This window comes from Paenibacillus sp. FSL H7-0756, assembly GCF_038006765.1.
Taxonomy (GTDB): Bacteria; Bacillota; Bacilli; order Paenibacillales; family Paenibacillaceae; genus Paenibacillus_AQ.
The window spans coordinates 736,911-756,942 of the sequence record NZ_JBBOVT010000003.1; the positions used below are offsets into that span (position 1 = coordinate 736,911).

The window sequence follows — 20,032 nt, forward strand, 5'->3', positions numbered from 1 at the left end:
TCGAGAATGAAGACATTTATAGAGCGGATGACGATGTACATTCTAGTGATGGTGCTCTTGGTGCCATCCATAGGCATAGAGGCGGACAAGGCAGCAGCTGCCGGAGAGATTATTGAATTTAACGAATACACCGTCCCGGCCCGAAGTCTTACCGGTTCCCGTGGCCCCATCAAATATGAAGGCGAAGATAACTGGTATCCAAGCACGATGTATGTCGATATGCCAGCGAATACATTTAATGTGAAATGGGATAAAGTGCGTAACTTCTTTTACATTACCATGAGCAACAGCTACATGCCTACTCGATGGGAGATGTATCGTGAGGGGTTGGGGGGGCAACCCAAGAACTTCAACACAGACCGATCTTACCATGGGTACACTACTTATTGGAGTCAGTCAATGGAGATTGTTTATAAGGATGGCTCATCGTCTCAAATCAATGGAGTGGCGACAGGGCCTGGGGGGTATATGTTTCAGAATCGGGATTTGTCCGGTTATCATAATGCTTTAGCAGGTGAATTCAATAATGTTACAAGTAGCCCAATGTGGTACGGAAAAATTATCTTGAGTCCTGATTGGCCGGACGGTTATTATCTGGATTGGAATTCCACCAGTATTATCCCCTATTCGGAATATGTTGTGGGTGTCGGCAATAGAGTTCCTGCTTACTTAAGAATTACGTTTAATTTTGCCGAGGTATACCAGACGTTCGACAAGTGGAATTTTAAAAGCACAGAACATTATCCTTATGGTGTTTCTGATGTGCAGATGATCCCGTTATCGACCAACAAGAAACCCAATCTCACACTGACTTCACAGAACGGGCAAAACATCATCAATGATGCCGGACTGAGCACATTCAACGTGGAAGGATACGTGCAAGACCCGGACAACGATACCGTCGATGTCATTGCGGAGATCCCGAATGTGTTCTATAAAAAAATCACATTGGCCAATACGGGCTCTGCAAAAAATTTCACCATTCCCATTGATGTTTTAAATGAGGGGATTCCGCCTGGGTGGTACAACGTCAACGTGAAGGTAGTCGATCCGTTTAACCTGAAAGCGGAAGCCTCCACTTCCTTTAGCGTGACCAACCGGCTGAGGAACAAAGCTTTCTTGCTTATTAATAGCCCGATTGATATCAGTACCTCCTATGCCGATTACGAGAATGACGGCAAATATGCAGAGCGGTACCGCTATGATCAGGACCCGGCTATTTTTGATAACTCCATGGGGATGATCTGGGACAGCGGATTGTGGCGGGATAGCAAGTATCCGTCATTTCCCTTCAGCGGCGCTTATACGGCTACCTTTCAGGCGAGGGATAATCCGAAGGGAGATGACCGGTTTGATAATTACCGTATGTGGAGCCGGGACAACTTATCCAGCATGACGTTCATGGTTCACCGGAAGCCGGTTGCCTTGTTCTCAGCGAAGCTGATCGGCGGTACGCTGCAGCTTACAGACAGCTCCTATGATCTGGACCATATGTCGAGTCCCGCTAAGGGGCTGGTGAGCTGGCAGTGGCAATGGCGCAAGGCGGGGAATGAAGTGTGGACTGAGGGACAGCCACCTGCACAGCTTCCATCGGGCGAAGCCTATGAGATCCGGCTGCGTGTCCGGGACATTGATGGCCCTAACGGCTTCGGGGTTTGGAGTGACTGGATGCAGCAGAGTGTGGGCAGTGCAGCTAACCTGCCGCCGGTCGCTCTATTCACAGTGAGTCCGACTAATGTCTCTTACCGCAAGGCAACGACTATTATAGATAAGTCCTTTGACCCGGATAATGATCCGCTCGATGTGTATTCCTGGACGGTTATAAAAGACGGCTGGCAGCAGGTATGGAGTTATTATTCGGGCGGTGCGGCTGTACCTCCGAATATCGCGGCCTTCGGCATGGGATCTTACCAGATTAATCTGCAGGTTCACGATAACCGCGGACTCTGGTCGAATGTGTACAGCCAAACCGTGCAGGTCATTAATCACCCGCCTGCGGCCAGCTTTACGATGCCTAATGAGGTCTACCGGGATACGGTCATCAGCTTGAACAACCTGACCCCTGATCCGGATGAAGATGGAGATGCCTTGCAGTATGGCTGGTATACCAAGCTTAATAATGATCCCTATTACTGGCGGGGGAGCAACCGGAATCAGGTATTCAGGGTGCAGGACGTACTCAATGATTATGGGATTTCTGCTCAAAAAGCCATCTCTGACGGCTGGGAAATGAGACTGAACGCGACGGATGGAAGCCTCTATTCCTATGCCACCCAGATGTTCAGCGTCAAAAACCATGTCCCGACAGCGGCAATCAACGGTCCGGCAGCGGTCAATCAATACGATACCCATACCTTCACTTCCTCCGATGCGGATGAAGATATAGCCGATCAGAGCAGCCTGAAGTATTACTGGCGGGTGACGGGAAGCGATCATAAGATCACACTTTTCCAGACTCCGGGTATCTCGCTTGCCTTCGATGAACTGGGAACCTATACGCTGGAGCACTGGGCCGTGGATCAGATTGGAGACAAGTCGAACATAGCTACACTTAAGGTGACGGTTAAAGAAAACTTGGCTCCTAAGATGACCCTTACGTATCCTGCTGGGACGGTGAAGACCCCTACGATTATCGATGCGGAAAAAGAAGGAGATCCGCTGATCAAGTGGACCTACTCCGACCCGGAGAATGATCCGCAGGAGAGATACCGGCTGGAGTTCTTTACGAAGGACGGGCTGCTGGTCAAAACGGTAGAGAACGCCGACAGTACCGGATCAGTACGCCAGTATCAATTGCCGGATCAATCGCTGGACCGGTTCCTGCTCTATACCGTTCAGGGGCGGGCATTCTCCAAACGAAAGTGGTCTGAAATCTCCAACGAAAAAGCCTTTATCATCGACAATCCGCCTAAGCCGGGATTCACCCTCATTACGGATACCGGAAAAGATGCGACCAAGGTACCGATCTACCGGACGGATGTTCTAAACATCCAAAGCACAGCAACGGATGCAGATATTCCTAAGGGGGACAGCATCAGCCACCAGTATTTCTTGAAACCGGCGGTTGGAGCTGAGGCACTCTTAAATACACAAGTTAATTTCACCAAGCAGTTCACTTCTAACGGAACCTTCGCCCTGCGGCAGGTTGTCACAGATTCCTTAGGGCTGTACCGGGAGCTTATTCAAAATATTACAGTTGTGAATCGGCTACCAGTGGTGAACATCACTTACCCGTCAAGCAGCGTGTCCACCAAGCCGACTATTGTAAGTACTCTAACGCCAATCATCAAATGGGATTATCAAGATGAAGATGGGGACCCGCAGCAACGCTTCAGGGTTCGGATCATCGACTCGACCAATGGTCAGGTGATTGGATCTGGAGAGCAAAATTCAAGTGATAATCAATGGCAAGTTCCGGTGGGTAGGCTTGTTGAGAACGTAAAATATGTTGTGGAAATGGAGGTTTATGACGGATTTGAATGGAGTAATGTGTCTGCGAAAAAATTCATGATGGTCAACCTGCTTAGTATCAAGGGGGCTGTCCAGCATACAGAGGAGTGGAACGGCAACCGGCAGGCATACAATATGAAGCAAAGCGGCTCGCCTGAAAGTCCGCGGGGGTATAATGTCTATTGGGCTGGCGAGAAGTTTGTGCTGCAGGGGACAGCTACCGGATTGCCTGATACCGTGCAAGTCACAATGACCGGAGGATATACGGCTGCGCTGAGTCCGGCCGGGAGCGATAAGACCCTGTGGACTGGTGAGCTGGCGGATCCATCGTTCGAACAGCTGCCGGATGGTCCGGTTACTTTTACCTTCACCGCTACCAATGAGTATCAGACCAAGGTGGATACGGTGACGGTAACGATTCTCGGAGACTGGACAGAATATTATCAGAGCCATCGTATAAAATAACGCGGGACGCAGTCCTTATGCCTTATGCTCTACAGTGAGTTTTGTTTCACCCGGATTAAGCGGGCGGAGGGTGATCGTTTAGATGATTCCCTCGGCCCGTTCTTCATGCAGCCGCAGTCTTGCGGCTGTATAATCTGCCGGATTAGTAGCTTGGGGGTTATGTAGACTAGAACTTTGAAGGGCCGCAGTATGACTCAGGTGCATATAGTAAGAGAGTTTGCCGCTGAATATTTTGTGGGCATTCAAGGATAAAGCGAAATCCTCCGGAGTCACGAAGCAGGAGGGCTTGGCTACCGGATGAACAGTGGTTTCCTCCAATACTGAGGCGACGAACTGGGAACAGAAGTAAGCGTTCTCCCGGTCAATCCGGATGTTCAGCAGCACTCCGACCAGACCGAGCAGGTGATATTTATAACGCTCCTGATTCTGCATCATACCCTGGACATGGTTATACATAGTGTCATAATCTTCCTCACTGACTCTGAGCTGGTATATGGCACAGTCTGTACTGCTATAGAACGGATGGATGAAGTTCTCGTGGATCAGTCCGGCGATAAACGGGTTGTACACTTTTTTCCGGCCGAAGCTGTAGACCTCGCGCATTTCACTGTCAAAAGCAATCGAGGCGTGATTCAGCTCTGCTTTGGTGAACCATTTAATAATTCCGCTGAAGGCCGTGCCCGTTCCGGTCAGTACAATATAAATATCTCTGTTTACAGTCATCTTCCGACATCCTTTCTGCTGGAAATTATGGATAATCCGGCTAAAATTCCGCTGAGGTATCTCCATCTTACTGTATATATCCGCTTTGTAAAACAAACTTTAGTCTTAATTAGGAACTAGACTTAAGGCTAAGTCTCTCAACCCTCTGCGGCATCCTCCGAAATTCTTCCGAAACATTGCCAAGCTGGCAAAAGAGTGCATAGACCGGGCGGAAGCCGCTAATTATAAGCTGTCTGGAACTGCGGCCTGCAAAAACAATTGGAAATGCTTCCACTTCCGTGATACAATAATAGTCAAAATGACATTCTTGATTCGAGGAGGATTATTGTAATGACTGAACAAGCAAAAGATCAAGCCATTCATAAAGAAGAGAACTCAACGGTGGACAACCTGGCCATCACTACGATCCGTACACTTGCCATTGATGCCATTGAAAAGGCAAATTCCGGCCATCCGGGTATGCCGATGGGCTCCGCTCCTATGGGATATCAATTGTTCGCCAAGACAATGAATCATAACCCGGACCACCCGACTTGGGTCAACCGTGACCGTTTTGTGTTGTCTGCGGGACATGGCTCCATGCTCCTCTACAGCTTGCTGCACCTCAGCGGCTATGATCTGCCTATGGAAGAATTGAAGCAGTTCCGCCAATGGGGCAGCTTAACTCCGGGACATCCGGAAGTCGGACACACTGCCGGTGTAGATGCAACAACTGGTCCGCTTGGACAAGGAATTGGTATGGCTGTAGGTATGGCAATGGCTGAAGCACAGCTGGGTGCGACTTACAATAAAGATGAACATAACGTGATTGACCATTATACCTACGCCATCTGTGGCGACGGCGATTTGATGGAAGGAATCTCTTCCGAGTCTGCTTCACTTGCCGGACACCTGAAGCTGGGCAAGCTGATTGTAATGTACGATTCGAATGATATCTCCCTTGACGGCAAGCTGAACCTTGCATTCTCCGAGAATGTTGCTAAGCGTTTTGAAGCTTACGGCTGGCAGGTTCTGCGCGTAGAAGACGGTAACGATCTTCCTGCACTGGCTAAGGCTCTTGAAGAGGCTCAAGCAGACAGCAGCAAGCCTACACTGATCGAAGTGAAGACTGTCATCGGCTACGGCAGCCCGAACAAGCAAGGTAAAGGCGGCCACGGCGGTACTCATGGCTCCCCGCTGGGTGCTGATGAAACGAAGCTGACGAAGGAATACTACAAATGGGTATATGAAGAAGATTTCTATGTACCGGATGAAGTCCGCGCCAGCTTTGCTGAAGTGAAGGCCAAAGGGATCGCCGCTAACAAAGCATGGGATGAGAAATTTGCAGCCTACAAAAAAGCATATCCAGAGCTTGCTGCACAGCTCGAAACTGCACTAAGCGGTGAGCTTCCTGCAGGCTGGGATGCCAATCTTCCATTCTACAAAGCAGAAGACAAAGCTGTCTCTACCCGTGTAGCTTCCGGTAATGCGCTGAACGGATTGACTGGCGGTATCCCGCAGCTGGTTGGGGGTTCTGCCGATCTGGAGAGCTCGACCATGACGCATTTGAACGGTCTGTCCCAATTCACCTCCGAATCCTATGACGGCCGTAACATCTACTTCGGCGTACGTGAATTCGGAATGGCTGCAGCCATGAACGGAATTGCCCTGCACACTGGTCTTAAGGTATTCGGCGGTACGTTCTTCGTATTCACAGATTACCTGCGTCCGGCTGTCCGTCTGGCTTCCATCATGAAGCTGCCGGTAACCTATGTGCTTACTCATGACAGTATTGCTGTCGGTGAAGACGGCCCTACCCATGAGCCGATTGAACAGCTTGCTTCCTTGCGTATCATTCCAGGTCTGACGGTTATTCGTCCGGCTGATGCCAACGAAACCTCTGCCGCTTGGGCATACGCTATGGAGAACACCGCTAATCCGGTAGCACTGGTACTGACCCGCCAGAACCTGCCGATCCTGGCTGGAACCGTGGACGGTGTGCGCGACAACATCAAACGCGGCGGATATGTGGTATCTGATTCCAAGAACGGTACTCCGCAGGCACAGATCATTGCTACAGGCTCTGAAGTACAGCTGGCGGTTAAGGCTCAGGCTGCACTTGCCGAAGAAGGCATTGATGTTCGTGTTATCAGCTTGCCGAGCTGGGATCTGTTCGAGAAGCAGGATAAAGCATACCGCGATTCCGTGATCCTGCCTGAAGTAAAAGCCCGTCTGGCCATCGAAATGGCACAAACCTTCGGCTGGGAACGTTATACAGGCGATCAGGGTGACATTCTGGGAATCACTACCTTCGGCGCTTCCGCCCCTGGCGACACTGTAATCAGAGAATACGGCTTCACTGTAGAAAATGTAGTCAGCCGCGTAAAAGCGCTGCTATAATAGACGGATCTAAGAACAAAGGGGAGAATAAGCATATGAGTCAGTTCACCAACGCGACAATTCAAAAAGCAGCCAATATTTATTACGACGGAAAAGTGACCAGCCGTACAGTTACTCTGGAAGACGGCACTAAGGTGACACTCGGCATTATGCTGCCTGGCGTATACGAATTCGGTACAGAGGGCCCCGAGACGATGGAGATTCTCTCCGGCAAGCTCAAGGTGCTGCTTCCCGGCACTGAGGTGTGGAAGGACATTGACGGAGCAGAGACCTTCCATGTTCCCGGCAACTCCAAATTTGCCCTGGAAGTATTCGCATTAACTGATTATTGCTGTTCTTACCCGATTGTATAAAATAAAGAATTGGAACATTGGAATCCCCTGGCACCTTCGGCTGCCAGGGGATTTTTTTGCAGACAGACTAGCATTCGTTAACACGCTAGAGTCATAATACACGATTCGACAAAAGATGAAGATATTCAGTCTATTATTGACGAAATAGGTATATTCTCATATACTTCCACTATCCATTTGGGGAACTGGCACATTCTGCTAGGAATGATAGAGGAGATGAGAGGTTGGGAAAGTCAGGATTTTGCAAGGAAATACATAAGCTTATGTTGTTATGGTTCAGCTGTTTAATACTATTATTGCTGTTATTTGTACCTGCAGGAATGACCCATGCATCGGCAAATATAGTGAATCCTAATCAGGTCTATTCCTATACGATTATGCAAAGGGATATTGAAAGTCTGGTGGCACAATACCCTGATCTGGTATCCTCCGAATCGCTGGGAGCGACGGCGTATGGGCGGCAGTTGTGGGCAGTGAAGCTCGGGCGGGGAGAATCGGCGTTATTCCTTAATGGTTCCCACCATGCCAGAGAATGGATGACCAGCAGTCTGCTGATGAAAATGATCGATACGTACGCCCAGGCCTATGATCACAATGAGACGATAGGCGGTTATCACGTGCGCAGTTTACTGGACGAAGTCAGTATCTGGTTCGTACCGATGGTCAATCCGGATGGGGTTACCCTCTCCCAGCAGGGTACAGCAGGACTGTCAGCAGATGTGGCTCAAATGCTGCGTCAGTATAACGGAAACAGCAGCAATTTCAACCGCTGGAAAGCGAACATGCAGGGCCTTGACCTAAACCGTCAATATCCGGCGAACTGGAAGGGCATAAAGAATGCCAGCTCCTACCCCTGGTATCAGAATTATAAGGGAAAAAAGCCCGGGGAGGCTGCGGAAGTGCAGATGATGATGAATTTCACAGAGCGGATCGATCCGGAGGTGACTATTTCCTATCATAGCTCCGGGGAGATTATTTTTTGGCACTTCAATACGATTAGTAGCAGTCTGAACCGGGACAAGGCGATAGCCAGATCACTTGCCGGTCTTACCGGATATTCTCTCGTTGCTCCTGAGAAGAATCCTTCGGGTGGCGGATATAAGGATTGGTTCATCCAGGAGTACCGCCGCCCGGGGTTCACCATTGAGATTGCAAGCTATGCGGGGGAGGGCAGCGTTCCCTTGAAACAGTTCAGCGGCATCTGGTCCGAGAATAAGGGGGTTGGCTTATATTCTGCCGAGCAAACCTATTCATTGTGGCTGACTAGGCAGAAGGCACAGTATCTTCAAAAATCTATGAGCCTGCTGGCTGAAACGGAACTGTACGCGAAGATAGGGACTTCAACTGGAGGTACACGTGTTCTACCGCAACAGCTTTATGTTATTGCCCAAAAGGGTGACTGGTATCAAGTTCAGGCAGCGGAGGGGCTGGGCTGGATTCATCCATCTCCCGGAAAGCTCGCTGTGATTGAGGAGATCTCGGCGAATGCCAGCTGGAGCAATCGTATACCGGCGTATCAATACCCGGATGCTTACTCACCGAAAGTGACCTTCCTCGATCCGCAGACTGTAGCGGTATCGGGAAGATATGGGACCTGGCTAAGGGCTTCTGCTCCGGGCGGGAACTGGTGGATTGACGGGCGTAAAGTAACGATTAGCTGGCCTGAGAAGGCAGCGGAATCCGTTCCGTCAACAGATAGTGGACTAACCGGGGAAGAGCAGCCTGAGGCTGCTGAGGGGACATTGTAATCCTTCACCAGTGCGTTACTGCAACGCCCAGGCACAGCTGATAAATCCGGCTGTGCCTGGGCGTTCACGCAATGGGTGCTTTTTTTGCATTTTTATTTTGTCAGCTCCCCGTGCTTTTGTAATGCCTCACTCCTATGCGCCAGACCAGCAGAGACACTCCGAGAAAGGCAGCTCCAGAGGGAAGTGAGAGGAAGCCCAGCCAGCGGGGGTAATCCCAGCCGCAGACGGTGGCCGCCGGATAGAAGCTGATGAACAGCATGGGGAGTACAAAGCTGAACACGGATTTTAGCATCCGCGGCATATAAGGCTCCGGGCAGCGGGTAATCTGATAGCTGGCGTTGGTCAGCAGAAAGATCCAGTCCAGCCCTTTGATAGTGAAAAAAGCAAGCCCAGAGGTCAGTACGAACACTCCGCAGTACATCAGGCAGCCTCCGGCCAGCGCCATCGCCAGAATGCCGAGTCTGCCGGGCGTCAGGGGAACGCCGAGCTGTCCCAGCGCCCAGCCCGCCGCACAGATCCCTGTAAACGGCCGGACCAGCCGGTGCAGATGGAATCTGGAGGCGGCGACCTGCACGAACAGGGACCGTGGACGGAGCAGCAGCCGGTCGAAATCGCCGGAGCGCAGCAGATGCCAAGGGAAATAATCAAAACCACGGCATAGACTCTCGGCAAGTCCGAAGGAGGCCACCGCCAGCGAGTATACCAGAATGATATGGGCCACAGTCCATTCGCCCACATTACCAAAGCGGGAAAACAACAAGACGGTGGCGATGGGATCAGTGACTACTACGGTAAGCACCTGAATCAACATCAGCCACCAGCCTTTGTATTCCATGCCGGACAGCAGATGCATCCGCAAGTATTTGCAATAAATTTTACCTTCAGCAAGCATACGTTACTCACCCTCCCTGGACGATAATGCTGTGCAGTCTGCGTTTCATGATCATCCGGCCCGCTGCGATAAAGATAAGGCTCCAGAGGAGCTGTAAGCCGATGCCGGGCAATGCGGCGGCAGGAGCCACGCTTCCTATATAGAGCTGCAGAGGGATGTCGGCAAATCCGCCAAACGGCTGCAGGTACAGGAAGGTCTGCATGAAATCAGGCCAGAGACGCAGGGGAAGATAGGTGCCGGACAATATGCCGCTTAGCAGTAGAAGCATATAGGTCGGTCCGTCCCCCCAAGTGATATTCAGCCGGATCGCAGTCACAAGCATAGCGAAGGACGAGCACAGTACAAACGCCATAACTGCCGACAGAAGGAAATAGAATAGTGCAAGCAGGGAGGCGGGTCCGCCTAGGGCATATCCGGCAGGCATCAGGAGCCCGGCCATTACGGTAGCCAGTCCCCTGATCCAACTGGTGCCGAGCTTGCCGGCCGAGCTTTTGACAAACCAGTGGGCGTACAGGTTCATGGGCCGGCACAGCTCGATACCGACGTCACCGTTGTTGATTTTGCCCATAATTTCACTGTCGATGTTCATACTCTGGAGTACAAACAGCCCCTGGGCCAGCCAGACATAGGATATGGCCTGAGGAAGACTGAGTCCGTTATTGTTCCAGGAGCCATTGTCGCTGTATGTATAGAACACGGTGAACAGCACACATTCTATAAGCGCCCAGAACACACTGACCATCGTGCCCGATATGGCGGATACCCGGTACTGGAGCCCTTCTGCCATGCGGATTCGGAAGAGGGAGCTGCAGGCCCGGCATGTATTTCTAAAGTTCATTGTGCACCTCCTGATGGCTTTAGCCCAAAGCCAAGTCATTGTACATAGCCGCAATCATCGCATCCGTGTTCACTTTCATGACGACCTCCGGTGCATATTTCTGCTGCAGACCTGAGAGCTGCCCGTCATAGAGCAGTTGGCCATGCCCGATCACCATGACCCGCTGGCATAATGCCTCAATATCGTCCATATCATGTGTGGTCAGCAGCATCGTAATCCCGTACTTCCGGTTCTCTTCCTTCAAAAAATTGCGCAGCGCCAGCTTAGATACCGCATCGAGTCCGATGGTTGGCTCATCCAAAAAGAGAAGCTTCGGCTGGTGCAGCAGTGCCGCTACCAGCTCACAGCGCATCCGCTGCCCGAGCGAAAGCTGCCTCACCGGGGTCCTTAAGAGCGCTCCCACATCAAGTGTTGCCGATAACTCGGATAGTCTTAAGCGGTAGTCGCCTGGGGGGATCGCATAAATATCCTTCAGCACATCAAAAGAGTCTGCCACAGGAACATCCCACCATAACTGTGAGCGCTGGCCAAATATGACGCCGATCTTGGACACATGCTCTACGCGGTGCTTCCATGGAATCTTGCCCAAGATGGTGCATTCTCCGCTATCGGGTGTCAGGATGCCGCTCATTACCTTGACGGAGGTGGATTTGCCGGCACCGTTCGGGCCAATGTAACCTACCAGTTCACCCTCTTCAATATCAAAGCTGATGCCGCCGAGCGCGTCCACCCGGGTCACATTCCGCATGAACGCTCCTCTCAGCAGTCCCCATTTTCCTTCGGGCCGTTTGTACACCTTGAAGCTTTTGCGGATATCTCTTAGTCTGATTTGCATGTCAGTCGCCTCCTTCGTGCAGAAGATCATATCATCAGGGGAGGAGAGGGGGACAGCTGCGTCGGACGCCTTCTTGATCCTTGCTGCCCGGCTAACAGTGGGAGAATCATTTATTTTCTTCATTTTCCATAAAAATGCTTGTTATGTTGACATTTCTGTGCTATATTAATTTTATAGTTAACGCAAGGAAAACGTATGTTTTTTTGTATATGTACTGTAAAATAAACTTCTCATACCGGTGATGAAATCACCGGTATTTTTGCGTTCTCGCCCTAATTAGGCGGCCTTGCCATGAATGCAAAGAAAGGTGCCCTGGAATTCCAGGGCACCTTTTCGATGGGATGCGGGCAGAATGTATGCGGAAAACCGAACACAATAGGCTAGGCGTCGGCACATGGTCCAAATGTATGCGGAAAACCGAATACATTCTTAGGTGCGGCATAAAATATCGGGTGGTTCACCCGATAGGATAATTCTGCTCTAAACAGCTTGCCTATGTCAGCGGATGTGTCCGCGCATATTCCCAGATGCTCTGGCTGCTCTCCGCATCATAGATTTCTCCGGTACGAATGAATCCGTGCTTCTCATAGAAGTGATGATTGCGGACGGCCCACGAGGGTGTATCCAGCGTCCAGCGCTTGGCAGCAGGGTACTGTACAAATAAGAAATGCAAAGCCTCATGTCCGAAGCCTTGATTCTGGCAGAGCGGATCGATAAAGATGCGGCCCAGATGACATTCCTCTTCTGAAGAAGAAGGGAAAATAATCATCCCGCCGACAATTTCACCATCTTTCAGGAGCTTGTAATAATGGCTCTGTTGCATTTGCCCGATCTGCCAAGACACCGAATCATAGCCTGGAGGGCCATCCTCCTCTTTATCCTGATAACGGCGGGCATCATCGTCGAAGGTTCTTTTTTGTACATCCGCCAACATGGCTGCATCTTGTGGCCGGGCGAGTTCAAAGGTCAGCATTGAAATTTCCTCCTCTGTTTACAATAGTGTGTAACACCATCATAAACAGATTCTGGAAAAGCCGCCGTTAGATTAGTTACCTTCTCCGATCTTCTTCCCGATCCAGTCCTCGTAGGATTTGACCACCGCGGACAGGTCCTCGTCGCCGTAGCCGTGGTTGAAGCCTGCCTGGAACATGCTCTTGGCTACGCCGAGCATAGGGGAAGGGACGCCGGTGGAATCACTGAGCGAGGATGCCAGCTTGAGATCCTTAAGCATCAGGGCGAGTGAGAATTGGTTGCTGAAGTCGCCATCAATGATCTTCTGACCCTTCAGCTCGGCCTGCTTGCTGCCGGCCGAACCGTTCTTCACCAGCTCCAGGAACTTGTCTGCGGGCACCCCGGACTTCACAGCGATGGAGAAGCCCTCGGCGAGCGCGACATTGTGAATGCCGACCATGGCATTGTGAGCCAGCTTGGCTACAGCGCCGCTGCCGTTAGCGCCCATATGAAGCAGCAGGCGGCCCATGGAGTCGAAGAGATCCCGGTGCTTCTCAATCACTTCGGCATGTCCGCCGACCATGAAGACCAGTGTGCCGTCGATAGCTGCCGGCTTGCTGCCGGTTACAGGGGCATCAAGGAAGCTGCCGCCCCGCGCTTCAACTTCAGCGGCGATCTCTTTTGCAAGGCCGGGGGAGATGGTGCTGGAATCAACCACAGTTGTTCCCGGCTGAAGGGTAGCGAGAATACCATCGTCACCGTAGAAGACTTCACGGATCGAATCATCGTTGCTGATCATGGTGATAATAACATCCTTGCCTTCCGCTGCTGCCTGCGGTGTGGCGGCTGTTTTCGCGCCTTCCTGTTCCAGAGGTTTGCATTTCGCTGCTGTACGGTTGTACACCGTAACCTCAAAGCCGCTTCGCAGCAGGTTCGACGCCATAGGTGCTCCCATTGTTCCGAGTCCGATAAAGCCGATGTGCTTCATTTCAATTCCACCTTTGCTCTCCTGAGATCATATTATAGAAACTAAGTTTGCCTTCATTCTATCAGAAGGTTACAGCATGTTCCACAGAACAGGTATGCTTGTCTGCTTGGTAACCGCTTTCAGTGTTTTTTTCATAAACAGGGTTCGGAAAGCCGGGGATATGCCTTAAGACCTTGCCAGTCAAGGCAAATTAAAGTATTCTAGATTATAATGTTGCAACACACGGTGTCAAATCTAAAGAGATAAACAGGAGGCTACCATTACCGATGTCCAAGAAGATTAATTTTGACTACACCAAAGCCCTTTCCTTCTTCAGCCAGACCGAGATCGACTACTTCGCCGCTCCGGTGAAGCTGGCCCACGAACAATTGCATAACAAGAGCGGAGCCGGCTCCGATTACCTGGGCTGGATCGATCTCCCTACAGCGTATGACAAGGAAGAATTCGCCCGCATTCAGCAGGCGGCCAAGAAGATCCAGAGTGATTCCGAAGTATTGATCGTGATCGGGATCGGCGGCTCTTATCTGGGAGCACGCGCAGCTATTGAGGCGCTGTCGCATTCTTTCTACAATAACCTGTCCAAGGACAAGCGCAAGACACCGGAGGTTTATTTTGCCGGTAATAACATCAGCTCTACCTATATCACGCATCTGCTTGACCTGGTAGAAGGCAAAGACTTCTCCGTGAACGTAATCTCCAAATCCGGTACAACTACCGAGCCTGCCATTGCCTTCCGTATCTTCCGTGCAGCACTGGAGAAGAAATACGGCAAGGAAGAAGCACGCAAACGGATCTACGCTACAACAGACAAGGAGAAAGGCGCACTCAAGAAGCTGGCTAACGAAGAAGGCTATGAGTCGTTCATTATCCCGGATGATGTAGGCGGACGTTACTCCGTATTGACACCGGTAGGCCTTCTGCCTATCGCCGTAGCGGGAATTAACATTGAAGAAATGATGCAGGGGGCCGCAGCCGCAGCCGATGAGTTCAACAATCCCGATGTGGCTACGAACCAGAGCTATCAATATGCTGCAGTACGTAACGCGCTCTACCGCAAAGGCAAGACGACAGAAATCCTCGTGAACTACGAGCCGTCCCTGCACTTTGTCTCTGAATGGTGGAAGCAGCTGTACGGCGAAAGCGAAGGTAAGGACTTCAAGGGAATCTATCCGTCCTCGGTGGACTTCTCGACGGACCTGCACTCCATGGGCCAATTCATTCAGGAGGGTAACCGCAACATCTTCGAGACGGTTATTCAAGTGGAGAAGGTACAGCACCATGTAACGATCGAGAATGATCCGGACGATCTGGACGGCCTTAACTTCCTGACCGGCCAGACGATGGACTTCGTGAATAAGAAGGCGTTCCAGGGAACTATGCTCGCGCATACCGACGGACAGGTGCCGAACCTGATCGTTACGATTCCTGACCAGACGCCTTATACTTTCGGCTATCTGGTGTACTTCTTCGAGAAGGCTTGCGGGATCAGCGGATACCTGCTGGGTGTGAATCCGTTCGACCAGCCGGGTGTTGAAGCCTACAAGAAGAACATGTTCGCACTGCTGGGCAAACCAGGCTACGAGAAAGAAAAGGCAGAGCTGGAAGCCAGACTTACCGAATAGTCCCACTCTAGCCGCAGATCATTCATAGTAAGATAAGTCATCAGGGAGCAGTCCATAGGTAACCACTACCAGGGCTGCTCCTAATATATATCAAGTCATCACATGTAGAGTAAGGAATGGACAACAATGCTGGAACAATACCGGACGGTGCGTACCCCCGGCTCGCTGGAGGTCGTAATCCGTAAATCACGCTTCATCGGGCATGTTATGCCGGTGGAGAACGAGGAAGAAGCTGTGCAATTTATCGATTCGATCAAGAAGCAGCACTGGAATGCTACGCATAACTGCTCTGCTTATATGATCGGGGAGAGGGATGAGATCCAGAGACAGTCGGATGACGGGGAACCGAGTGGAACGGCCGGGAAACCGATTTTGGAAGTAATCCGCAGCCAACAGGTGAAGAATGTCGCTATTGTAGTTACCCGTTATTTCGGAGGCATTATGCTGGGTGCAGGCGGGCTGATCCGGGCCTATACCGATGGCGCTGTACTGGCGCTTGAGGCCGGAGAGGTCATTACACGTGTGCTGAGACGGGAGGTATTCGTGGAAATCGAGTACACTTGGCTGGGCAAGGTGGAGAATGCACTGCGGAGCCGGAATATCCAGACCGGAGAAACTTTGTTTACGGATAAAGTTACACTGCTGTGTCTTCCGCGCAATGATGAAGGTGACGCATTTATCGCATGGATAACCGATCTTACGGAGGGGCAATCCCTCGTTACGGAAGGGCGGCGGCTTTACTACAGCGAAGGGGAATAGATTATGGCAAGAAGAGCAGTGGAACAGGAGTTGTCGAGAGAAAGAATTCTGGAGGCGGCGAGGCATCTTTTCATCACCAAAGGGTACCGTGCCATTTCGATGCGCAGCATTGGCCAGCACCTGGGTTACAGCCACGGCTCCCTGTATTACCATTTCAAAGAGAAGGCCGAACTTTTCTACGCCATTGTAGTTGAGGATTTCAATCATGTGGCTTCGCTGCTGAATGAGGCTATGACCACTCCGCCTGAAGAGGGAATGACCCGGGTGGAGCAGCTGATTATGGAGTTCATCCGGTTCGGGCTGGATCATCCGTATCAGTATGAGATCATGTTCATGATCCGCGACGAAGAGCTGCTGGCGTATTGCCGGGCAGAGCAGGGCCGGTGTTTCGAGTTATTCGCAAGTATTGTCCGCCGTCATATGAAGGAAGAGGGATATGTATCGGAGGACTGGCAGAAGGTGCCGCTGACCTTATTCTTATCTGCTCACGGATTCATTTCGTATTATATTCAGGATAAAGTGTTGTTCGAAGATGTGAAGCAAGCTGCCCTGACACATGTCAAGGTATTAAGCCGCAGTTTATAATAAGCTGTTTTTTTTAACAGCTCGTACTTTAGAGCGTTGCATTGGTATAACTTTGCATGGTGAAAGTGTTTCAGGAACTATAAATTGTATAGAGAGCAGCTTCGCGGTTCATGCGTTGCTGCTCTTCTACAAGGGCAGGCAGTGCTAGCCTTCCATAATTTTGAGGTGACACTGGCGTTGCCTTGGACCGTCGAACTCGCAAAAATAGATGCCCTGCCAGCGGCCCAGCAGCACAGCCCCTTCATGAATTATAAGAGTCTGCGAAGGACCGGCCGTAATGGACTTCAGGTGGGAAGCCGTATTGCCCTCCGCATGGCGGTATTTGGGATGCTCCCAAGGATAGACCTCATCCAGACGCATCAACACATCACGCTTCACATCAGGATCGGCGTTCTCATTAATCGCAATCCCTGCGGTGGTGTGCGGGCAATAGACAATCAGCAGTCCGTTAAGTACCCCGCTATTCTTCACATAAGCCTGAACCTCGCGGGTAATATCCCGCATTTCATCCCGTTTGCTGGTGGTGATCTCCATAGTATGCAGCATCATGAACAGCCCCTCTCTGATTTGAATGCAACAAGTGCTACTTATACTTTAACCCAAAAACTAACAAAGTAATTGACGGCAGCAAGCGGTATTTGGTAAAGTAGGGATAACTTTAAACCAAGTATATTAATAGGAATAATCAAACCTTAAAGTCGAGTATACCGACCGGTTATCCGGAGGTGGGAGGTTGACCATTGAATTCGCTGATCAGGCACAAGGGCTGGACCTGGGGATTTAGATCAACGGTTGTACTGTATTTTGTCATACTGATTGTGCTGCCGATCCTTGGGGTCTATTACAATTCATTCTCATCCGGGCTCGGAAGCTTCACTGAAAGTGTAAGCGATCCAATTGCCTGGAAGTCGGTCCTGTTAACACTCAAGCTGGCGGTCATTGCGGCTCTTACGAATGTGCTGCTGGGCACGATGATCGCCTGGGTCCTTATCCGTTATAAGTTCCGGGGCAGGGCGCTGCTGAACAGCCTTGTCGATCTCCCGTTTGCTCTGCCTACTGCGGTTGGCGGACTGATGATTCTGCTGCTGCTGGGTCCGGGAAGCCTGATCGGGGGCCTTGCGGAATCCCTGGGCTTCACGATTGTTTTCCACCAGCCTGCCATTGTAATTGCCATGGTATTCGTCACATTCCCCTTTGTCATCCGGGCAGTACAGCCGCTGCTGGAGGAGCTGGATGCTTCGGAAGAAGAGGCAGCCTATACGATGGGAGCAAAGCCAAGCCGGGTCTTCTTTCAGATCATTCTTCCGTCAATGGCACCTGGCATGATCGGCGGCGGGATGCTGGCCTTCTCGCGGGCGCTCGCTGAATTCGGTGCGGTTGTCCTCGTGGCAGGCAATATTCCGGGGCGCACGCTGGTGTCTTCTGTTTATATTTTCGGAGAGGTCGAAAGTGATAATCCGGCGGGAGCCGCCGCGGTGTCGATCATTCTGTTGACCTTATCCTTCCTGATTCTCTGGCTGATCAGCCTTATGCAGATGCGGGGGAGAAGATCATGAGAAGATTGTGGATTGGACTGACCTATCTCGTGTTCTTTATTCTAATCGCAGCTCCGCTTGGCAGGATGACAATGGGGGCCTTCAGCGAAGGCTGGAGCGGCTTCTGGAACGCCCTGACCCGGCCCGAGGCGCTGCATGCGCTGCTGATGACCGGATACGTTGTGGGGGTAGTGACGCTGCTGAATACGCTGTTTGGCATTATGACGGCCCTGTATCTGGTGCGGGCGAACTGGCTGGGGCGGCGTCTCAAAAGCCTGCTGAACAGCATTGTGGATCTGCCTTATGCGGTATCGCCGGTTATCGGCGGGCTGATGATCGTTCTGCTGCTCGGGCCGGACAGTGCGCTGGGTGCGTTGTTTGAGCAAATCGGAGTGAAGATTGTGTATGCTTTTCCGGGAATGGTGATTGCTACGCTGTTCGTGACATTCCCGCTGATGGTGCGCGAGGTGATGCCGGTGCTGCAAGAGATCGGCTCCCAGCAGGAAGAGGCTGCGTCTACACTTGGCGCCTATGGCTGGACGACCTTCTGGAAGGTGACCTGGCCGTCTATCCGCTGGGCGGTTATCTATGGAGTGATTCTGACGGTGGCCCGCTCGCTGGGAGAGTTCGGTGCGGTGCTTGTCGTCTCAGGTAATATTATGAACCGGACCCAGACGGCTACCACACTGGTCTATCAGGATGTCGAGAATTTCAATGTTACGGCTGCGGGCGGGATAGCACTGGTGCTGGCCGCATTCTCCGCAGGACTGCTGCTGCTTATGGAATGGAGCAAGAGAAGAAAGGGAGGGCACTAATTATGCATGTAGAGGTCCGGGGACTCGATAAGCATTTTGGCGATTTTCATGCGGTGAAGGATGTCCATTTCGGCATTACCAAAGGCCATCTGATCGGGCTGCTCGGCCCAAGCGGCGGCGGCAAAACCTCGATCCTGCGGATGCTTGCAGGACTTGAGACGCCGGACAGCGGCGAGATTATTTTCCACGGCCGGGCGGTGAACCATCTTCCGCCGCAGGAGCGTGAGATCGGCTTTGTCTTCCAGAATTATGCGCTGTTCAAGCATATGACGGTGTTCGAGAATATCGCCTTTGGCCTGAAAGTCAAGAAAGCCAGTAAGTCTGTCATCCGTGACCGTGTCACCGAGCTGGTGGAACTGACTGGACTGAAGGGCTTCGAGAACCGGTATCCGCATCAGCTGTCCGGGGGGCAGCGCCAGCGGGTGGCTTTTGCCCGGGCGCTGGCCCCTGAGCCGCAGCTGCTGCTGCTGGATGAGCCGTTCGCCGCGATTGATGCGAAGATCCGCCAGGAGCTGCGTTCCTGGCTGCGGGAGCTGATCGAACGTGTCGGGATCACCTCCATCTTCGTTACCCACGATCAGGATGAGGCGATTGAAGTGGCGGATGAGATTATGATCATTAATCAGGGGCGGCTGGAGCAGAAGGGTACGCCTTGGGATATCTATAAAGAGCCGAAGACACCGTTTGTGGCCACCTTCATCGGGGAATCTACGCTGATCGAGAGTGCCTCCGAGCTGAAGGGCTTCGAGGGCGCAGGCGACGGTAAGCCGACCAAGGCGCTGATCCGTCCCGAGTACATTGAGGTAGGCTACCTGCATGAATTCAAAATGGCTTCGGCCACGGAGCAGGGTACGGTCAAGCATCTGCATTTTCGCGGAAGTGAATGGCTCGTGGAGGTTGAGGTAAAGGGACATAAGCTGGTCACCTACCGCTCCCTGGAGAAAGAAACGCTGACTCCGGGCCAGGAGATATCCGTGCTGGTACACCGCGCTTACCTGTTCAATGAGGAGCGGAGCTGGATTCAGGAGAATGGACTGAAGAAAGATCCGATGCCTGTATTTATCTAAAAAATAAATGATGTGGGATGTGTCGCC

Annotated in this window: 17 protein-coding genes; 10 read left to right on the forward strand and 7 right to left on the reverse strand. The window is 51.6% G+C overall.

What is annotated here, in order from left to right; genetic code table 11:
• Nucleotides 1–6 precede the first annotated feature (6 nt).
• Nucleotides 7–3,915, forward strand: coding sequence for a hypothetical protein (locus NST04_RS29290; RefSeq protein WP_341187393.1), 3,909 nt, complete (start codon nucleotides 7–9; stop codon nucleotides 3,913–3,915).
• Nucleotides 3,916–3,993: 78 nt separating this feature from the next.
• On the opposite strand, the gene NST04_RS29295 is transcribed toward NST04_RS29290, so the two are convergent.
• Nucleotides 3,994–4,638, reverse strand: a complete 645-nt coding sequence (locus NST04_RS29295) for a hypothetical protein (protein ID WP_341187394.1) — start codon at nucleotides 4,636–4,638, stop codon at nucleotides 3,994–3,996.
• Nucleotides 4,639–4,968: 330 nt separating this feature from the next.
• Between NST04_RS29295 and tkt the strand changes: the two genes are divergently transcribed.
• The 3 genes from tkt (at nucleotide 4,969) to NST04_RS29310 (ending at nucleotide 9,118) form a co-directional block, all read left to right on the forward strand.
• Complete coding sequence (gene tkt / locus NST04_RS29300) at nucleotides 4,969–7,017, forward strand: transketolase (protein WP_036727551.1); 2,049 nt, start codon at nucleotides 4,969–4,971, stop codon at nucleotides 7,015–7,017.
• Nucleotides 7,018–7,052: 35 nt separating this feature from the next.
• Nucleotides 7,053–7,370 (forward strand): pyrimidine/purine nucleoside phosphorylase, encoded by a 318-nt coding sequence (gene ppnP / locus NST04_RS29305; RefSeq protein ID WP_341187395.1) that lies wholly within the window; start codon nucleotides 7,053–7,055, stop codon nucleotides 7,368–7,370.
• A 320-nt stretch (nucleotides 7,371–7,690) separates the two neighbouring features.
• Complete coding sequence (locus NST04_RS29310; protein ID WP_341187396.1) at nucleotides 7,691–9,118, forward strand: M14 family metallocarboxypeptidase; 1,428 nt, start codon at nucleotides 7,691–7,693, stop codon at nucleotides 9,116–9,118.
• Between the two features lie 100 nt (nucleotides 9,119–9,218).
• On the opposite strand, the gene NST04_RS29315 is transcribed toward NST04_RS29310, so the two are convergent.
• The 5 genes from NST04_RS29315 to NST04_RS29335 form a co-directional block, all read right to left on the reverse strand.
• On the reverse strand, nucleotides 9,219–10,010 hold the full coding sequence (locus tag NST04_RS29315) for an ABC transporter permease (protein ID WP_036696916.1): 792 nt from the start codon (nucleotides 10,008–10,010) through the stop codon (nucleotides 9,219–9,221).
• A 7-nt stretch (nucleotides 10,011–10,017) separates the two neighbouring features.
• Nucleotides 10,018–10,848 carry an ABC transporter permease gene (locus tag NST04_RS29320; protein WP_341187397.1) on the reverse strand — a complete coding sequence of 277 codons (831 nt, stop codon included), beginning with the start codon at nucleotides 10,846–10,848 and terminating at the stop codon, nucleotides 10,018–10,020.
• Nucleotides 10,849–10,867: 19 nt separating this feature from the next.
• Nucleotides 10,868–11,683, reverse strand: a complete 816-nt coding sequence (locus tag NST04_RS29325; RefSeq protein ID WP_341187398.1) for an ABC transporter ATP-binding protein — start codon at nucleotides 11,681–11,683, stop codon at nucleotides 10,868–10,870.
• 493 nt (nucleotides 11,684–12,176) lie between these two features.
• Nucleotides 12,177–12,656 carry a GNAT family N-acetyltransferase gene (locus NST04_RS29330; RefSeq protein WP_341187399.1) on the reverse strand — a complete coding sequence of 160 codons (480 nt, stop codon included), beginning with the start codon at nucleotides 12,654–12,656 and terminating at the stop codon, nucleotides 12,177–12,179.
• 72 nt (nucleotides 12,657–12,728) lie between these two features.
• Entirely contained in the window at nucleotides 12,729–13,628 is a 900-nt protein-coding gene (locus NST04_RS29335) for an NAD(P)-dependent oxidoreductase (protein ID WP_341188080.1), read from the reverse strand.
• A gap of 260 nt (nucleotides 13,629–13,888) precedes the next feature.
• Here NST04_RS29335 and NST04_RS29340 point away from each other — a divergent pair, with 260 nt between their 5' ends.
• The 3 genes from NST04_RS29340 to NST04_RS29350 all read left to right on the forward strand — a co-directional run bounded on the left by NST04_RS29340 (nucleotide 13,889) and on the right by NST04_RS29350 (nucleotide 16,588).
• Entirely contained in the window at nucleotides 13,889–15,244 is a 1,356-nt protein-coding gene (locus NST04_RS29340) for a glucose-6-phosphate isomerase (RefSeq protein ID WP_036700477.1), read from the forward strand.
• 126 nt (nucleotides 15,245–15,370) lie between these two features.
• Nucleotides 15,371–16,003: a YigZ family protein gene (locus NST04_RS29345; protein ID WP_076159126.1), complete on the forward strand. Its 633-nt coding sequence runs from the start codon at nucleotides 15,371–15,373 to the stop codon at nucleotides 16,001–16,003.
• Nucleotides 16,004–16,006: 3 nt separating this feature from the next.
• Entirely contained in the window at nucleotides 16,007–16,588 is a 582-nt protein-coding gene (locus NST04_RS29350) for a TetR/AcrR family transcriptional regulator (protein ID WP_341187400.1), read from the forward strand.
• A 144-nt stretch (nucleotides 16,589–16,732) separates the two neighbouring features.
• On the opposite strand, the gene NST04_RS29355 is transcribed toward NST04_RS29350, so the two are convergent.
• Nucleotides 16,733–17,134 (reverse strand): secondary thiamine-phosphate synthase enzyme YjbQ, encoded by a 402-nt coding sequence (locus NST04_RS29355; protein WP_036727896.1) that lies wholly within the window; start codon nucleotides 17,132–17,134, stop codon nucleotides 16,733–16,735.
• A gap of 194 nt (nucleotides 17,135–17,328) precedes the next feature.
• Between NST04_RS29355 and cysT the strand changes: the two genes are divergently transcribed.
• The 3 genes from cysT to NST04_RS29370 are packed head-to-tail and all read left to right on the forward strand — an operon-like array spanning nucleotide 17,329 to nucleotide 20,005.
• Nucleotides 17,329–18,144 carry a sulfate ABC transporter permease subunit CysT gene (cysT, locus tag NST04_RS29360; RefSeq protein ID WP_341187401.1) on the forward strand — a complete coding sequence of 272 codons (816 nt, stop codon included), beginning with the start codon at nucleotides 17,329–17,331 and terminating at the stop codon, nucleotides 18,142–18,144.
• Nucleotides 18,141–18,938 (forward strand): sulfate ABC transporter permease subunit, encoded by a 798-nt coding sequence (locus NST04_RS29365; RefSeq protein ID WP_341187402.1) that lies wholly within the window; start codon nucleotides 18,141–18,143, stop codon nucleotides 18,936–18,938. Before cysT ends, NST04_RS29365 begins: the two co-directional genes overlap by 4 nt.
• 2 nt (nucleotides 18,939–18,940) lie before the next feature.
• Entirely contained in the window at nucleotides 18,941–20,005 is a 1,065-nt protein-coding gene (locus NST04_RS29370) for a sulfate/molybdate ABC transporter ATP-binding protein (protein WP_341187403.1), read from the forward strand.
• Nucleotides 20,006–20,032 lie beyond the last annotated feature (27 nt).

Bases quoted from the DNA above. Each gene is read 5' to 3' on its own strand.
- NST04_RS29310 (WP_341187396.1), top strand. From the start codon at position 7,691: ATGACCCATGCATCGGCAAATATAGTGAATCCTAATCAGGTCTATTCC.
- ppnP (WP_341187395.1), top strand. From the start codon at position 7,053: ATGAGTCAGTTCACCAACGCGACAATTCAAAAAGCAGCCAATATTTAT.
- NST04_RS29330 (WP_341187399.1), bottom strand. From the start codon at position 12,656: ATGCTGACCTTTGAACTCGCCCGGCCACAAGATGCAGCCATGTTGGCG.
- NST04_RS29325 (WP_341187398.1), bottom strand. From the start codon at position 11,683: ATGCAAATCAGACTAAGAGATATCCGCAAAAGCTTCAAGGTGTACAAA.
- NST04_RS29295 (WP_341187394.1), bottom strand. From the start codon at position 4,638: ATGACTGTAAACAGAGATATTTATATTGTACTGACCGGAACGGGCACG.
- NST04_RS29340 (WP_036700477.1), top strand. From the start codon at position 13,889: ATGTCCAAGAAGATTAATTTTGACTACACCAAAGCCCTTTCCTTCTTC.
- NST04_RS29345 (WP_076159126.1), top strand. From the start codon at position 15,371: ATGCTGGAACAATACCGGACGGTGCGTACCCCCGGCTCGCTGGAGGTC.
- NST04_RS29350 (WP_341187400.1), top strand. From the start codon at position 16,007: ATGGCAAGAAGAGCAGTGGAACAGGAGTTGTCGAGAGAAAGAATTCTG.
- NST04_RS29290 (WP_341187393.1), top strand. From the start codon at position 7: ATGAAGACATTTATAGAGCGGATGACGATGTACATTCTAGTGATGGTG.
- tkt (WP_036727551.1), top strand. From the start codon at position 4,969: ATGACTGAACAAGCAAAAGATCAAGCCATTCATAAAGAAGAGAACTCA.
- NST04_RS29320 (WP_341187397.1), bottom strand. From the start codon at position 10,848: ATGAACTTTAGAAATACATGCCGGGCCTGCAGCTCCCTCTTCCGAATC.
- NST04_RS29315 (WP_036696916.1), bottom strand. From the start codon at position 10,010: ATGCTTGCTGAAGGTAAAATTTATTGCAAATACTTGCGGATGCATCTG.
- NST04_RS29355 (WP_036727896.1), bottom strand. From the start codon at position 17,134: ATGCTGCATACTATGGAGATCACCACCAGCAAACGGGATGAAATGCGG.
- NST04_RS29365 (WP_341187402.1), top strand. From the start codon at position 18,141: ATGAGAAGATTGTGGATTGGACTGACCTATCTCGTGTTCTTTATTCTA.
- NST04_RS29370 (WP_341187403.1), top strand. From the start codon at position 18,941: ATGCATGTAGAGGTCCGGGGACTCGATAAGCATTTTGGCGATTTTCAT.